We start from the raw sequence: 16,229 nt of genomic DNA, 5'->3' as shown, positions 1-16,229 counted from the left end.
AATTTTAAACAAAATGAAATTATTTATTTCCAGGATAATTCTTGGATTATGCTTATTATCTGCACCCTTTATATTTGCCCAAAATCTTAAAAGCCAGTTTCAGGTAAAGGGAAACTGCGAAATGTGTAAAGAAAGAATAGAAACCTCAGCAAAAAAAAGCAGGGGCAAAAGCGGCAAGATATTCTATAGACTCTCAAACTTTAACATTAGAAACAGAAGGAAATGTTTCTCCGGATGACATCCTTAAAAAGGTAGCTGAAGCGGGACATGACAATGAGAAATTCAAAGCTACTGATGAAGTGTATCAAAGTCTTCCTGACTGCTGTCATTACGAGAGAACTCTTCAACCGTCCAATGCAAGTACAAGCGCGGTAGTACAAAAATCTAAAGCCGACAATGAATTTTATGTCAAAGGAAATTGTGCATCATGTAAAGCAAGAATTGAAAAAGCAGCAAAAGATGCCGGTGCTACTTCTGCAAATTGGAGCGCTGAGAAACAAACTGTTGTTTTAAACTTTGACAGCAACAAAACTTCTGCAGATAAAATTTTAAAAAAGATTGCTGATGTTGGGCATGACAACGAAAAGTATACTTCAACAGACAACGTTTATAACAATCTTCCCTCATGTTGCCTTTACGACAGAACTGTAGCGTTGGGAGAAAAAGGACCTAACGTTCATTTTGAAGAAGATGAAAAAACAATGTCCGGTAACAATAATGTATCTGCGGAAAACGAGAACCACGATCATCATGAAAAAAAAGATTGAGGAAGTAAAATTATCCGCGTCGAAAGCTTCAACTTCATTAAGCAAAAACGAAGCAGGTTTAGTTTTTAATATTGACAAAAAGGAATTGTTGAAAGCAGCCTGTTGTAATCTCTCGGAAAGTTTTGAAACAAATGCTACTGTAGATGTTTCCTTCAGTAATGCTGTAACAGGCACGAAACAGCTTAAAATGCTGGGTCTTGATCAGAAATACACCAGCCTAACCAAGGAACTTTTACCGGAGATCAGAGGTTTGGCTTCCGCTTATGGGCTGAATTTTATTCCCGGCAGATGGATCGAAAGCATCCAACTTACAAAAGGAGGAAGTACGGTAACCAATGGGTATGAAAGTATTACCGGGCAAATCAATACCGAACTTCTGAAAAATGCCAAAACTCCCGAAACATCACTCAATCTTTTTTCTGATTTCAACGGGAGAGCAGAGGCAAATATAACGAGTGTATCTCCTATTAATGAGAAATGGTCTCAGACTTTCTTGTTGCATGGAAACGGAACTTTCGGAAATACGGATATGAATAATGACGGATTTCTTGACCGTCCGAAAGGGACACAAATCAATGCAGCATATTTGCTTAATTATAATGACCTGGAAAAATCCGGTTTCGGATCTCACTTCGGAATTAATTTCGTGAAGGATAACAGAACAGCAGGACAGACCGATTTTGATAAAAGGCTGTCTCAGGATAAGCAAAACCCGTACGGGGTTGGAATTGATATTTCGAGATTTCAGGTATGGAACAAGACCGGATATGTTTTTAAAGGTAAACCTTATCAAAGTATAGGCTGGATGAATCAGTATGTATACCATCAGCAGGACAGCTTTTTCGGGTTGAGAAATTATTCAGGTAAACAGAATACTTTTTATTCCAATTTAATTTTTGAGAGTATTATCGGGAATACGAATCACAAATATAAAGCCGGAGCCAGTTTTATGTATGACGGTTATGATGAAACCTATCTTACAACTCCATACAAAAGAAATGAAATCGTACCTGGAGCTTTTGCCGAATATACCTTAACAGGATTAAAATATACTTTGGTAGCCGGAGCAAGAGTAGACTTCCACAACCTGGCTGGAACACAGTTTACACCAAGGATGAACTTTAAATATGATTTCACTCCCCAAACCATTTTAAGGTTGTCAGCAGGAAGAGGTTTTAGAACGGCTTCGGTTTTTGCGGAAAATCAACAGTACTTTGCATCGAACAGAACGATTCAAATTATACAAAATGGCGGAGATATTTACGGATTAAAACCTGAAATTGCATGGAATTACGGAGCAAGTTTACAGCAGGAGTTTAAAATTTTCGGAAGAAAATCTTCCATCGTTGCCGACTTTTTCAGAACAGATTTTCAGAATCAGGTGATGGTTGACCTTGACCGATCTCCACAGCAGCTTGTATTTTATAATTTGGAAGGAAAATCTTTTGCCAATAGTTTACAGATACAGTGGGATTTTATTCCTATTAAAAACTTTGAAGTAAAAGCTGCCTACAAATATTATGACGTTCAGGCAGATTATCTTGACGGAAGAAGGGAAATTCCTTTTATGGCTAAAAATCGCGGATTCGTAAATCTTGCTTATTCTACGAACAAAAGTGATAAGGGTGGCTTCTGGAGTTTTGATACGACTCTGAATTGGGTTGGAAAGCAAAGACTACCGAACACATCGGGCAATCCAACCGAGTTTCAATTACCCGGTTATTCCGAATCTTATGCTATTTTGAATGCACAGATTTCTAGAAATTTTAATAAAAAACTGAGAGCCTATGTTGGAGGCGAAAACTTAACCTCTTACTATCAGAAGAATGCGATCATCGATTTTAAAAATCCTTTCGGGAATTATTTTGATGGTGGAATGCTCTACGCTCCTATTATGAAAGCTAATTTTTATGTAGGTCTGGATGTGACATTCTAAAAATACCGATAAGTTTTTAAATATAATAGGCAGCATTAATCTAAATGCTGCCTTTATTTTGGAATAAAATTTTATCGGTACGGACATTTTTTCAAGATTAAAATGTGGTTCCTTCTCCGTTGACAAAGGTGAGCTAAAGGCATTAAATGACAATTTTGCAAATCTCCGATTTTGCCATTTTACAAACAAAGAACAAAAAAATACTTAAAAAATCTATTTACATTAAAAATTTTATATATTTACACTTTCTAATATGTATGAACATACCAACCAAAGATTTCACGATAGATCATCATAGTAAACTCCCTCTGCATGTACAGGTAGAAGAACTTTTCCGTAAACTTATCAAGATGGAAGTTTATAAAAAAGGAGCTCTGTTACCTAAGGAAGTTGATCTGGCTAATCTTTGGGGAGTTTCCCGGAACACCATCCGACAGGCAACCAATAAACTGGAACATGAAGGTCTTATTGTACGGAAAAAAGGGGTCGGAACACGTGTGGCTGAAAATAAAAGCCTTACAACAGGATTGGACCATTGGTATAGTTTTACAAGAGAAATGCAGGAGAAAGGTATTCATGTAATTAACCAATTGTTAAAAACAGAAACAGTACAGCCTAATGAAGAAATCTGCCATTTTTTTAACAGTTCACCAGATAAAAAAAATATTTAAGCTTTCTAAATTAAAAGGAGAAAATTCCGGTGATCCGATTGTCTATTTTGAAAGCTATTTTCATCCAAGAATAGGCCTGGATAAAAATGATGATTTTGATATGCCATTGTATAGCATGTTGCAGGAGGATCATGGAGTCATAGTACACCGGTCCCGTGAAAATATAAGCGCCTGCCAGGCTGGAGCCGTAATAGGAAAGAAACTAAAAGTACCGGCTGCTTTTCCGGTTCTGAAACGTGAGCGTTTCGTGTATGATATCAATGGAAAGCCGGTAGAATATAATGTGGGATACTACCGTTCTGATAAGTTTACCTATACGATAGATATTAATAAATCTTCTTAGCAGGTTTTATTTTTTTAGACATTAATATGTTCAAACATTCTAACATATAACCAAAAATGAAGTCCATGTACAAGTATTTTCTTTTGCTAATGTCCTTCCTGATGACAGGCAATTTTGTTTATAGTCAAAAAAAAAGTTCCTTATTTTGGTAACATACAGTCTACCAACGGTTATGAAAAGGAAATAAGTGGTGAGAATATTGATTATTTCTCTGCATTTCCGGATCATGCAACGAGAGCTTTGCTTACGCGCACAACGGATGGCGCAAAAGCAATTGAGTGGGAAACTGCTCCTGTGCCAAAAAAAGGCAATAAGCAATATGTATATTTTAACTGGCTGGTCTCCCATTCTTCGGGAAGCAGTGGGGGTATTCGCCATTTTGACTTGTACATCAACGATCAAAAAGCACTTACTCTCACTACTTATCCCGGAAATAAGTATCCGGACTGGATTTCCAAAGCAGCAGACAGTACTGCATTTGTATTCAACCAGACTAAAATGGACGGCTTAAAAGATTCTTATGGTATTGCGTATCTCCGAGTTCCTGCCAATAAAGTAACTCCGGGAAAACCTTTACGTCTGAAACTTGTAGGACAAGCTCAGGATAGCAGGGACTGGTTCATGACATACAAATTTACCTTCCAGGAGAAAATGGATGCTTCCTCCACTCCGTTCATTTTAAAAGATGGAAAACGTCTTATTACCCTTACTACATTACACTTTGGTCCTGAACAAAAAATTACGGCTAAAATAAACAATAAGAATTCCTTCACCTTTACTATGCCGGATGGTATTAAAACATTTGACCTTCCTGTAGATCTTGCACCTGAAGGAGGCAGTGTTCAGTTATCAGTTATCTCCGGTAATAAGGAACTTCTCCGTAAAACCATTGAGGCTGGAGCTATCGTTCCCCGCACCTTATATTTCATACATCATTCTCATACGGATGTAGGATATTCCCATTTACAATCTGAAGTGGAAAGGATTCATACTCAAAATATATATGATGCCCTGAAAATGATTGAGAAAACACGGAACTTACCTGAAGAAGCTCGTTTTAAATATAATGTCGAAGCACTATGGGATGTAGAAAACTTTATGCGAAAAGCCACTCCTCAGGATAAACAATTATTTGTAAAAGCAGTAAAAGAAGGAGATATAGGTCTTTCAGCAATGTATGGTAATATTTTAACGGGACTTAGTCAGCCCGAAGAATTATACCATTATACGGAATATGCGAAAAAGCTGGAAAAAGAATATGGATTAAAGATCAACAGTGCCATGATGTCTGATGTTCCCGGCTTTGCCTGGTCATTGGTTCCTGCACTTACTGCATCGGGAGTAAAATATTTTTCCAGTGGCCCCAATTATCTTGGAAAAACCAACCCATATCTTGGAGACCGGGTTGGAAATTTTGTAAAAAACTGGGGAGATAAACCAGTATGGTGGCAATCGCCTTCGGGTAAAGAAAAAATATTATTCTGGACAGCCGGAAGAGGTTATTCTTCATGGCACGGCATCCATCCGGGTGGTGTATTTGAAAACGGGCAAAGAAAGATTGCCGAATATCTTGATGACCTTACCAAAACCAATTATCCTTATGATATGGTACAGTGGCGTTATAATATTGTTTCTGATAATGGTCCTATAGATCCTTCAATATCAAAGTTTGTAGATGAGTGGAATAAAGAATATATCTCGCCTAAAATCGTTCTCAGTACGAATGAAAAGATGTTTGAAGTTTTTGAAAAGAAATATGGAGATCAGCTTCCAATAGTAAAAGGAGATATCAGTCCGCATTGGGAAGACGGAGCAATGTCTACCGCCAGGGAAGAAGGGATTAACCGAAACAGCAGCCTTAAGCTCCAACAGCTGACCACCCTGTACTCAATGCTCAATCCTACTCAATATAACAGCCAAAGTTTTTATGAAGCATGGAGAAATGTCATTTTATTTCATGAGCATACCTGGGGAGCCTTTAACAGTATTACTGCTCCTGACCTTCCGTTCGTTAAAGATCAATGGCAGGTAAAAAAGCAGTTTTCTACTGACGGAAGTTCTTTGGCTAACAAACTGGAAGCTGATTTACTAAAGCCTATAACCAATCCTGTATCCAAAACCATTGCAGTTTTCAACACCTCATCATGGTTACGAAGTGGTGCGGTAATTATTCCTGGAACATCATTGGGGAATGCCGTCCAGGATGCATCAGGTCATACAGCTCCTTTACAAAAGCTGCAGGACGGAACTATGGTATTCATCGCAAAAGATGTTCCACCACTAGGGTCAGCAAACTACATTATCATTAAAGCAAAAGTATCTTCCGCAAAGCCTTTTTCTGTTACTAACAATAGTATTTCTAATGGAAAGGTAGCTGTGACCTGGGATCATAAGACTGGAAGCATTACCCAGTTTACCGATAACAACAATATTAATTACGCAGGAATTTTTAACAACCAAGGGTTAAACAGTTATTGGTATGTTCCTGGTTCTGATCCAAAGGAAGCTCAATCCAACATGAATGTGCAGATAAAAGTATTAGAGAATGGACCTGTTATGAGCAAAATCTCTCTGATATCAGAAGCACCAGGTGCTAATAAACTGGAAAGAATTCTTACTTTGTTTGCGGATAGTGATGAAGTAGGATTGGAAAATATTGTGGATAAAAAACCTATACGTACCAAAGAATCGGTTCACTTTGGTTTTCCCTTCAATGCTGAGTTCAAGAATATAACAGTAGATGCAGGTTATGGTATCATGAGGTATCTTACTGATCAGCTTCCCGGTTCCAACATGGATTATTGGTATAGCCGCCGATGGGTAGATGCTTCTTTTGGACAAAAGGGAATGCAATGGATGGTTTTAGAAGCACCCCTTATTGAAGCTACTGAGATGATCGACGAAAGAATGGTTATTGATAACAGCCACAAAAAATGGAAAGACAAAGGAGCTCCCGGCACTACCAATTGGTTCAGCTATGCGATGAACAACTATTGGCACACCAACTATAAAGCAGATCAGGAAGGTCCTGTGCATTACCGCTATGCTCTACGTCCACATGGATCATTTGATTCAGTAGACAATGAGAAGTATGCGTCTGCTTTTACGCAACCTCTTATTGCCGTTTCTGTCGATGAGAAATTCAAAGTTGGCGGAAGTCTTTTCAAAGTTGGCAATGACAAAATTGTTGTGACAAGTGTAACACCACAAGAAGATCACAGCTTTATTATAAGACTATACAATCCAGACGAGCGGGAACAGACAACAACATTTGCCTGGGAAAAGCTAAAACCATCTCAGCTTATTGATGTAAAAACAGGTAAAACAATAACACCTGACGAAAAACTTAGTTTATCAGGAATGGATGTTATTGAAATTAAACTTATTCCTTAATTAAAGTCATGTCGAAACCGGTTATTGCCATAGATATGGGAGGTACAAGGATTAAAATCGGCATTGTGCAAGATGGCATTTTACTGGATTCCACCTCTATTGATGCCTATTCCACAAATGGTCTCAGATCCAGGCTTCCTTATATCCGGGAAGCTGTAGAAAATTTATTAAAACCCCAACAACTTTCTTTATCGGATCTGGGTGGATTAGGTATTGCTTCTCCCGGGATCGTAGACAGCCACCGGAAAAAAGTACTTTCTATCGATAAGAAATTTGGAGATGCTCCTGAAATCGATTTAGAGGAATGGAGCCAGAAGATGTTTAATCTTCCTTTTTTCATAGAGAATGATGCCAGGAGTGCGTTGGTAGGAGAATGGATATATGGTAATGCACAAAATCATGACAATGCAGTTCTCATGACACTGGGAACTGGAATAGGCAGCGCGGCTATCATAGAAGGAAAATTATTGAAGGGGAAACATTTTACAGCGGGTATTCTTGGAGGACATTCGGTGATCAACTATAAAGGAAATGTATGTAATTGTGGCAATAAAGGTTGTGTAGAAACGGAAGCTTCAACATGGAATCTCGCAAACATGCGTAAATCAGAAGATCTGCCAGCTTCTTCGGTAGTTGATTATGAAATGATCTTTACTCTGGCTGAAGAAGGAAATACAAAAGCATTAGAAATCAGGAATCAGAGCCTTCAGGCATGGTCTGCATGTGCTGTTAATCTGATTCATGCTTATGACCCGGAAATACTGGTGCTTACCGGTGGAATTATGGCCAGCAGTTCTTCTATCATACCCTATTTACGGAATTATATTGAAACTTACTCATGGACACCCTGGGGAAAAGTTCATCTTACTGAAGGAAAATTCTCCGGCACAGCTGCGCTATTGGGCATAGCCCATCTCATCAACAACCAATAAAATAATATGACTGATAAACATTGCACAAGATGAAATCAAACTTTAATAAACATCCCGTCATTGAAATCAAAGGCCACTCTTGTTTTTCAGGTTGGCAGAATATTACTGAACAAATAAAAGAAAGTAATCCTAGAGTTATCGCGATTGAGTGCTATCCAGGGGTTTATCTGGAAGAGGTCATCAGCTCATTGAATGAGATCCTAAATCCGGAATTGGTGATCAATACCGTTCAAGCCATGAAACCGGAAAAAGAAATTGCAGCACTGGTACAGCCTTATGTAACGGATGATCCTGTATTTGGTTATATATCCTCCCTAAAACTGGAAGATTATTTTGATTTTAAAAAGATTAAAGATCTCAAAAGCCTTCTATCAGAAATCGGTGATTGTGCTGTGATCATAGGCCCTGGTGCCACTATAATTGCAGACGAGGCAGACCTTTTCATGTATGCAGATATGCCTCGATGGGAAATACAAATGCGTTTCCGAAAAGATACAGCCTGCAATCTGGGCAGAACCAACTATACTGATTCTTTTGCATATCAATACAAACATGCTTATTTTGTAGACTGGCGCGTTAGTGACCATTATAAGAAACAAATATTGAATAAGTGTCAGTTTCTTCTGGATACGACCATACCCCATCAACCTAAAATGATAAGTACTGTTGCTTTATTTGATGCATTTCAGCAAACGGTAAGCGCTCCTTTCAGGGTTGTCCCGTTTTTTGATCCCGGCCCATGGGGAGGCCAATGGCTAAAAGAGGTATGTGATCTGGATAGAAGTCTTCCGAATTACGCCTGGGGATTTGATTGTGTCCCTGAAGAGAATAGTCTCTTATTGGGTTTCGGAAACCAGGTTGTAGAAATACCTTCTTCCAATCTTGTTTTTTTCCAGCCAGAAGCTTTGCTGGGAAAAGAAGTATATGAGGGATTCGGGGATGAATTTCCTATCCGTTTTGACTTTCTGGACACTATAGAAGGTGGTAATCTGAGTCTACAGGTACACCCACTTAAGGAATACATCAAAGAAAAGTTCGGGATGTCCTATACACAGGATGAAAGTTACTATATGCTGGATGCTAAAGAAGATGCTTTTGTCTATTTGGGGTTAAAAGAAAATATTGACCCTCAGCTTATAATGAAGGAGCTGGAAGCTGCGCAACGTGATCAGGTTCCTTTTGACGCAGAGAAGTATGTACAAAAATGGCCGGTCCGCAAACATGATCATGTATCTATTCCTTCGGGCACTGTACATTGTTCAGGAGCGAATTCTGTGGTATTGGAAATCAGTGCAACTCCTTATATTTTTACTTTTAAATTATGGGATTGGGGGCGTACGGGACTGGATGGCAAACCGCGTCCCATATCATTGGCACATGGTAAAAATGTTATACAATGGGATCGAACCACTTCATGGACAAAAGAAAATATACTAAACCTTACAGAACCTATTGCTGAAGGAGATGGCTGGCGGGAAGAACGTACAGGTCTCGATGCATTATCATTTATTGAAACAAGAAGACATTGGTTTACTAAAAAAGTAGTTCATCATACCGGAGGTGTGGTAAATGTACTCAATCTTGTTGATGGAAGGGAAATTATTGTGGAAAGCCCAGAACATCTTTTTGAGCCTTATGTTATTCATTATGCTGAAACATTTATCGTTCCGGCTCATGTAGGACTGTATACCATAAGTCCATATGGAGAGAGTGAAGGAAAAGAATGTGTGACTATTAAAGCGAGCATACGTACTCAGATGATTTCTCAAAAAGTTATAAAATAAACATCTATGCAGCAAACGTTTCATTCTACAATCCTTAAGGCAACTCTTGTAGCATCAGTAGGCGGATTGTTATTCGGTTATGATACCGCTGTAATCTCCGGAGCCATTGGCTTTATGCGAACTTATTATCATTTATCCGATCTGATGACAGGCTGGGTAGCTTCATGTGCTCTGCTGGGCTGCATCATAGGTGCTGTGTATTCAGGAACATTAAGTGATCGTATCGGTCGTAAAAAAGTATTAATGCTTTCGGGTTTATTGTTTACTATTTCATCCATAGGAACATCACTGGCTCCTAATCTGTGGATATTTGTAGTATTCCGGATGATAGGGGGAATGGGTATCGGAATTGCTTCCATGCTCTCGCCGATGTATATTTCAGAAATGGCTCCTGCAGCCATAAGAGGACGTCTGATATCCATATTCCAACTGGGAATCGTGAGTGGTATTCTGGTTATCTATTTTGTGAATGCCTATATTGCCGGCATTCATAACGAAAGCTGGAATATTTCTACAGGATGGCGATGGATGTTTGGTTCGGGAATTATTCCTGCCATTATCTTTATTCTGTTGCTCTTCACTGTTCCTGAGAGCCCGCGTTGGCTGGCCGGACAAAAAAGAGAAACTGAGGCATTAGCAATTCTGGAAATCATTAATGATTCTACAACTGCACGGCAGGAGCTGGATTCCATCAAGGGGGCTTTAAAAGATGAAAAATCTCTTTCTTTCAGCGCGCTTAAGGAGCCCAAACTAAAACGGGCATTGGCTATAGGTATCTTCCTTGCTATATTCTCACAAATTACCGGCATCAATACAATTATGTATTATGCTCCGGAGATTTTCAAGGCAACGGGAGTCGGCTCAGACTCTGCATTCATGCAAACCATTCTCGTGGGGATCATCAATGTTCTTTTTACTTTTGTAGCCATAAAATATGTAGACACATGGGGACGAAAAAAGTTACTGCTTCTTGGTATTTCCGGCATGGCTATTTGTTTATTTATTATTGGTTTTGCCTTTTTTAATGAACAAAAGGGGTATCTGATACTTATCGCGATCCTTGGATACATTGCTTGTTTTGCCATGTCCCTTGGTCCTCTTGCATTTGTGGTTATTGCAGAAATCTTTCCAACAAAGGCTCGAGCTACCGCTATGTCCGTGGCTACTTTCTTTCTGTGGTCAGCCGTTTTTTTTAGTTTCCCAAACTTTTCCGGTTCTTGTCGGAATTATTGGTAATGCTTTTACATTTTGGTTATACATGGCCATCGCTATCACAGCACTCTTGTTTGTATGGAAAAAAGTACCTGAGACCAAAGGAAAAACCTTAGAGGAAATACATAATTCTCTATAAATGAAAAAGAGTGATTGAAATTCTTAATTTTGGGATTTCAATCACTCTTTATTATTTTACCGGCTTTATACTCATCGCAAATCCCCCACCGGCAGCCGCTTTGATTTTCAGCTTAGTATTGGTTCTCACTATTTGTCTGGAGATCTCATAACTTTTAGGATTGTTTTTCCAGCTGGCATTTTTACCGTCTTTATAAATTATCGCTTCAAATTTTTGGTTTTTAGGTAGAAATGACAAATCTACCGTTGCTTCTCTTGGATTTTCATCAGTAATACTTCCTACAAACCATTCATCTTTATTTTTAGCTTTCCTTGCAATGGTAATATAATCACCCGGCTCGGCCTCAAGAATATATGAAGAATCCCAATCTACTGCCACGTCTTTGATAAACTGAAAAGCATCAGGGTATTTTTTGTAATTATCAATCAGATCTGCAGCCATCTGAAGCGGGCTGTACATTGTAACATAAAGTGCTAATTGCTTGGTAAGCGTTGTACTCAACTTCGCTTTATTAGTTCCATAAACCGAAAGATCTCCTTCGAATATCCCCGGTGTATAGTCCATCGGGCCTCCTATTAGCCTTGTAAATGGCAATATGGTGGTATGATCCGGACGGTTGCCATTGAAAGATTCAAATTCTGTTCCGCGTGCCGATTCCTGAGCAATCCAATTGGGGTAAGTCCTGTAAAGACCTGTTGGCCGCACTGCTTCATGTGAATCTACCATAATATGATATTTTGCAGCCATTTCAGCAACGTAGTTGTAATGGTTAACCATCCATTGGCTGTCGTGATATTCACTCCGCGGGATAATCGGCCCTACATATCCCGTTTTTACAGCATCGTATCCATTGTCTTTCATAAACTGAAATGCGTCCATCAATTGTCTTTCATAATCTACCGCAGATGATGTTGTTTCGTGATGCATGATAATCTTTAAATTTTTGCTTTTAGCATAAGCCTGCAGTTCTTTTACATCAAAATCGGGATAAGCTTTGGTAAAGCTATAAATATGTTCTTTTCTATAAGCCTGATTATCTTCCCATCCTTCATTCCATCCTTCAACTAAAACAGCATCAAAGCCGTTTTCTGAAGCAAAATCAATGTATTCTTTAACATGCTTGGTATTCGCGCCATGCCTGCCATTCGGCTTGAGGGTTTTATAATCCGTTTGCCCGATCCGGATATCCTGATCGTCTGAATAAGCCCAGGTAGATCCACCTCCTGTAAAATATTCCCACCATACTCCAATGTATTTGGTCGGCTTGATCCATGAAGTATCCTCAATTTTGCTTGGCTCATTAAGATTAACAATCAGGTTGGAAGCCAAAATATCTCTTGCGTCACTGCTGATAATCAAAGTTCGCCATGGGCTTACAGAACCTGTTTGAACAAAACCCCTGTCTCCGTTTTTATCAGGTGTCAGATTGGAAGAAAGAATAAAATTCTTCTCATCAAGATTGAGTGTCATTGCAGCAAAATTGGTAAGAGCTGCTTCATGAATATTAATATAAATTCCGTCTTTTGATTTCAGCATCAAAGGTGTTTGTACAGCAAGACTGGCACTGGGTGCTTTTGCTGCCAGAGGTTCTTTGCGTACCTCATCGATCAGATTTGAAATTTCGGACAGATTTGATGTAGTAACCGGAAACTCATTCGTATCATAATCGGCAGGGATCCAAAATGCCTTATAATCTTTTCCTAAATTAAAGCTTGTTTTCTCACTGCTTATGGTAAAATGCCTTAAATCCTTTTGGACAGGAAACTCATACCGGAAACCTAAACCATCGTCAAATAGCCTGAATCTGATATCCAGCTTCCACCCGGTTTTATCTTGTACTAAATGGACAAGCATTTCATTGTAATGATCAGCTACTTCCTTATTAGGTCCCCAAACCGGCTTCCAGGTTTTATTGGAAGATGAGTAATCAATCCCCCCTACTTTAAAATCTGAGAAATAGGAATAAGAGGGTTTTAAAACAAATCCTAACTGGCTTTCTTTTAAAACCGTTTTATCTTTATAATTTAATGAATAATATGGAGTTCCCTCCCCTTCTATTTTAAAATTCAGTTTAAACTGATTATTGGGTGACGAGAGTATTTGTCCGTTCGTAACGATCGTGAACAACATACTCATACAAAAGTATATAGTCTTTATTTTCATTATAATAATCTTAAAAAACACTGTCCGCCATTCTCTGGGAAAATGGCGGACAGAGATCAATTATACTTACCGGAATTATCTTCCGAAATCATCCTGTACTCTTACAATATCATCTTCATCCGATGGATTTGATGCGTCCGTATGCTGCCAGATCTCGGCTACAACACCCCAGCCATCCAGACCGATCAATCGGTGTCTTTCTCCTTGTTGAAGTTTTACCTGATCCTTTGGCTTGTATTCCTGCAGTTCACCTTCTTCATCGGTATTACTTCTTTTTATACCTACTGTTCCTTCAACTACCTGCCAGATTTCTGCTCTCCTGTGGTGATACTGCCAGCTCAATCTTGCCTGTGGCGCCACCAGAAGAATTTTCGGACTTAATTTTCCTCCGATCTTCAGGCTTTCCACATCTATTCCGTCAAAATATTGATTCGCAAAATCCTGTGCCTGCGCTTCATCAATCACAAAAAATCCACCCCACGGTCTTGTATCATCTTTTGCAACAAGATTAAAGCCCTGAGCTCCTAGCATCTTTTCTACTTTATCAAATATTTCTTTCTTTTCCGCACTCATAATTATCGCTATTAAAGTTTATTGTTAAAATGATTTATTCTTTTGACATCGAATAAGGAAAGTCCTTTTCCTGTGATCCTCTTTCTTTATTCGGCTGATTGCTCATCTTGAAATCCAGAACTGCACCTTGCAGAAGGTCTTTGTGACTCAACCAGTTTCTGGAGTAAGGCTGATTGTTTACATTCAGAGATTTTACGTAAAGATTCTCACTGCTATTCTCCGGAGCCTTTATTTCTATACTTTTACCGTTCTCCAGATGTACGGTCACTTCTTTAAACAACGGCGCCCCTAAAACATATTGATCCGTAGCGGGTGTTACCGGATAAAATCCTAATGCAGAAAAAACATACCATGCAGAAGTTTGCCCGTTATCCTCATCCCCACAATATCCGTCCGGTGTCGCCTGATAAAGTTTATCCATTACCTGCCTTGCCCAATATTGGGTTTTATATGGTGCTCCGGCATAATTATACAGGTAGATCATATGCTGTATAGGCTGGTTACCGTGGGCATACTGCCCCATATTCATGATCTGCATTTCCCTTATTTCATGGATCACACTTCCATAGTAGCTATCATCAAAAACTGGAGGAAGAGAAAACACCTCATCCAGTTTGGCTTCGAATTTCTTTTTACCACCCATCAGCTTTGCAAGGCCATCTATATCCTGGAAGACCGACCATGTGTAATGCCAGCTGTTTCCTTCGGTAAAGGCATCTCCCCATTTAAAAGGATTAAAAGGTGACTGAAATTTTCCGTCTTTATTTTTACCTCGCATAAGACCTGTTTCAGGATCGAACATATTCTTATAGTTGTAGGCTCTTTTTTTGTAGATATCAATTTCTGACGCTGGTTTCCCTAAAGCTTTTCCTAACTGATAAATCGAAAAGTCATCGTAAGCATATTCTAAAGTACGGGCTGCATTCTCATTAATTTTCACATCATATGGAACATATCCCAGGGTATTATAATATTCCACCCCTTTACGGCCGACAGCCTCAATAGGACCTTCATTATTCGCCCCGTGTTTTACGGCCTGCCATAAGGTTTCAATATCATATCCACGCAATCCTTTAATGTAAGCATCAGCAACAACGGAAGCAGAATTGTTCCCGATCATAATATCAGAATAGCCGGGGCTGCTCCACTCTGGCAGAAAACCTCCTTCTTTGTAAGCATTGGCAAGGCCTTCCTGCATCTCTACGTTGATACTTGGATATACGAGATTCAGAAATGGGTATAATGCACGGAATGTATCCCAAAAACCGGTTCCGGCAAACATTTTCCCATCCAATATTTTACTGTTGTATGGACTCCAGTGCTTCACTTTATTCTGAGCATCGATCTCATATAATTTTTGTGGGAAAAATAAGGTTCTGTATAAAGAGGAATAAAAGGTTCTCATTTGCTGATCTGTTCCGCCCTTTACTTCAATCTTTCCAAGTGTCTTGTTCCATATCTCTTTCGCGTTATCTTTTACCTGCTCAAAACTGCGGCCGGCAATTTCCCTTTTAAGGTTAATTTCTGCCTGTTCGAAACTGATAAATGATGAAGCTACCTTTGCATAAACCGATTCTTTATTTTTTAACTTAAATCCAACTATGGCTCCTGTGTGATCGCTGGTAATTTCCAATTGATCATTTACCAACCGATCATCTTTCCATGTTGTCGTTACATCAAAGTCTTTATCAAACTGAACAATAAAATAGTTTTTAAAATTCTCATATTTTCCTCTGGCATACTTAGTCGTGTATCCTATGATTTTCCTTTGTTTCGGAAGAATTTTGATATAAGAACCTTTATTCAGCGCGTCAATTACAACATAAGCACTATCCGTTTTAGGGAAATCAAATTTGAAAAATGCGGCTCTTTCTGTGGGTGTAAACTCCGTAGTAACATTAATATCAGCAAGATAAACACTATAAAAATATGGTTTTGCAATTTCTGCTTTATGGCTGAACCAGCTGGCACGATCTTCTTCTTTAAACCTGAGTTTTCCGACACCCGGCATAATTGCAAATGCTCCATAATCATTCATCCATGGAGAGGGCTGATGTGTTTGTTTAAATCCTCTGATCTTATCCGCATCATATGTGTAAGCCCATCCATCACCCATTTTACCTGTTTGGGGAGTCCAGATATTCATTCCCCATGGAAGCCCTATCGCAGGATAAGTATTACCGTTAGACAGTGATGGCTTAGATTGGGTTCCCATTAATGGATTAACATAATCTGCAGGAGACGGATTCTGACCAAAAACCAGCGCATTAAGCAGAAGAAAAAGAGTTGAAAATAAAAACTTCATTATATCATTTT

General features: G+C 38.9%; 10 protein-coding genes and 1 pseudogene. 8 read left to right on the top strand and 3 right to left on the bottom strand.

The genetic code is table 11. The annotated features are described in order from the left end of the window. The first annotated feature begins 13 nt into the window (after positions 1–13). From ACJ5H0_RS13610 to ACJ5H0_RS13575, 8 genes and pseudogenes are all read left to right on the top strand, one after another. A pseudogene (locus ACJ5H0_RS13610) lies at positions 14–2,703 on the top strand (TonB-dependent receptor domain-containing protein). Positions 2,704–2,960: 257 nt separating this feature from the next. Next, positions 2,961–3,374 carry a GntR family transcriptional regulator gene (locus ACJ5H0_RS13605; RefSeq protein ID WP_411249927.1) on the top strand — a complete coding sequence of 138 codons (414 nt, stop codon included), beginning with the start codon at positions 2,961–2,963 and terminating at the stop codon, positions 3,372–3,374. Further along, entirely contained in the window at positions 3,322–3,717 is a 396-nt protein-coding gene (locus ACJ5H0_RS13600) for a GntR family transcriptional regulator (protein WP_411249926.1), read from the top strand. The genes ACJ5H0_RS13605 and ACJ5H0_RS13600 overlap by 53 nt, the downstream gene beginning before the upstream one ends. A 114-nt stretch (positions 3,718–3,831) precedes the next feature. Continuing rightward, positions 3,832–7,110, top strand: a complete 3,279-nt coding sequence (locus ACJ5H0_RS13595; protein WP_411249925.1) for a glycoside hydrolase family 38 N-terminal domain-containing protein — start codon at positions 3,832–3,834, stop codon at positions 7,108–7,110. Positions 7,111–7,118: 8 nt separating this feature from the next. Further along, positions 7,119–8,042, top strand: coding sequence for an ROK family protein (locus tag ACJ5H0_RS13590; RefSeq protein WP_411249924.1), 924 nt, complete (start codon positions 7,119–7,121; stop codon positions 8,040–8,042). A 29-nt stretch (positions 8,043–8,071) separates the two neighbouring features. Further along, positions 8,072–9,826: a class I mannose-6-phosphate isomerase gene (locus ACJ5H0_RS13585; RefSeq protein WP_411249923.1), complete on the top strand. Its 1,755-nt coding sequence runs from the start codon at positions 8,072–8,074 to the stop codon at positions 9,824–9,826. A 6-nt stretch (positions 9,827–9,832) separates the two neighbouring features. Next, positions 9,833–11,062, top strand: coding sequence for a sugar porter family MFS transporter (locus ACJ5H0_RS13580; RefSeq protein ID WP_411249922.1), 1,230 nt, complete (start codon positions 9,833–9,835; stop codon positions 11,060–11,062). Beyond that, on the top strand, positions 11,052–11,177 hold the full coding sequence (locus ACJ5H0_RS13575) for an MFS transporter (RefSeq protein WP_411250350.1): 126 nt from the start codon (positions 11,052–11,054) through the stop codon (positions 11,175–11,177). The genes ACJ5H0_RS13580 and ACJ5H0_RS13575 overlap by 11 nt, the downstream gene beginning before the upstream one ends. A gap of 51 nt (positions 11,178–11,228) precedes the next feature. On the opposite strand, the gene ACJ5H0_RS13570 is transcribed toward ACJ5H0_RS13575, so the two are convergent. The 3 genes from ACJ5H0_RS13570 to ACJ5H0_RS13560 all read right to left on the bottom strand — a co-directional run bounded on the left by ACJ5H0_RS13570 (position 11,229) and on the right by ACJ5H0_RS13560 (position 16,218). Next, complete coding sequence (locus tag ACJ5H0_RS13570) at positions 11,229–13,313, bottom strand: glycoside hydrolase family 97 protein (protein WP_411249921.1); 2,085 nt, start codon at positions 13,311–13,313, stop codon at positions 11,229–11,231. 102 nt (positions 13,314–13,415) lie between these two features. Beyond that, complete coding sequence (locus ACJ5H0_RS13565; RefSeq protein ID WP_273650420.1) at positions 13,416–13,913, bottom strand: cupin domain-containing protein; 498 nt, start codon at positions 13,911–13,913, stop codon at positions 13,416–13,418. Between the two features lie 34 nt (positions 13,914–13,947). After that, entirely contained in the window at positions 13,948–16,218 is a 2,271-nt protein-coding gene (locus tag ACJ5H0_RS13560; RefSeq protein WP_411249920.1) for a GH92 family glycosyl hydrolase, read from the bottom strand. Positions 16,219–16,229: the final 11 nt, after the last annotated feature.

Origin of the sequence: Chryseobacterium proteolyticum (assembly GCF_046591535.1) — a bacterium.
In the GTDB taxonomy this organism is placed as follows: domain Bacteria; phylum Bacteroidota; class Bacteroidia; order Flavobacteriales; family Weeksellaceae; genus Chryseobacterium; species Chryseobacterium proteolyticum.
Note: the sequence above shows the minus strand (reverse complement) of the source record. Positions and strands in the feature narration are given on the sequence as shown.